This window comes from Alcanivorax sp. HI0044 (genome assembly GCF_001634945.1).
This window is the reverse complement of the sequence record NZ_LWEZ01000488.1, coordinates 1-1,032: the sequence shown is the minus strand read 5'-3', so window position 1 is coordinate 1,032 and position 1,032 is coordinate 1. Positions and strand designations below refer to the sequence as shown.

1 protein-coding gene is annotated in these 1,032 nt (G+C 51.6%); it reads left to right on the top strand.

Annotated features, from left to right (window positions below):
• Positions 1-336 precede the first annotated feature (336 nt).
• On the top strand, positions 337-1,032 hold a 696-nt coding region (locus A3730_RS05875), incomplete at its 3' end, for a transposase (RefSeq protein ID WP_082872271.1).

The following is a 1,032-nucleotide window of genomic DNA, read 5'->3' as shown; positions in this document are numbered from 1 at the left end:
CATGACAGTGTTGCTGCTGTTTGTTATGGAGGTCGGCGAAGATACAATGATCCAGGGGGAAATTATTCTGGATAGTCGCTGGCTAATAATTGCGGCAATCAATGGAGGGATGTTCTTGTTCTTCCGGGTGGTTAGCAAGCGAACACGTTGGCTTTCCAAGGTTGGCAGGTAATATACCGAAAGGAAAAATCGTTAGGGAAGGAGAAGATAATCGAAGGGAAATAGGGGACACCCATAAATTGGAAGATCTCCTACGCTGAAAATGCACGATGTCTGATATTGGTCTGTTTGTATGGTCAGTATCTTTGGGGTCATGGATAAGCAAGGAGGCGCTCCATGACTCGTGCTCGCTATGCCCAGGTTTCTCTGGACTCCACTCCCTACTATCACTGCATCTGCCGTTGTGTGCGGCGAGCCTTCCTGTGTGGTCAGGACCACTATTCCGGCCAGGATTACGAACATCGCCGGCAATGGGTGGTGGATCGCCTTGCGGTGCTGGGTGAGATGTTTGCCATTGATCTCTGTGCCTATGCGGTAATGTCCAATCACTATCACGTTGTTGTTCGGCTCAATCAGAAGAAGGCGCAGGCCTGGTCAGATACTGAAGTCGCTGAGCGATGGATGCGGTTATTCAGTGGGCCACTGATTGTGAAGCGCTGGCTGAGCGGGCAGTCAGAGGGTGGTGAGGCATTGAAAGCGCTTGAGATCGTCGGCCAATGGCGTGAGCGGCTTTATGATCTTGGCTGGTTCATGAAATGCCTGAATGAATACCTCGCCCGGCGAGCGAACGAGGAGGATTGCTGTAAGGGACGCTTCTGGGAAGGCCGTTACAAGTGCCAGGCGCTACTGGATGAAAAGGCCGTATTGCAGTGTATGGCTTATGTGGATCTCAATCCTGTTCGGGCAGATATGGCCAGTACTCCTGAAGCTTCGGATTATACCTCGGTTCAACAACGAGCCAGCGAGATCAAGGGTCGCCAGACAACGAAGAAAATGCCTCACCTACTCCCGATGGTGGATAGTGAGACAGTG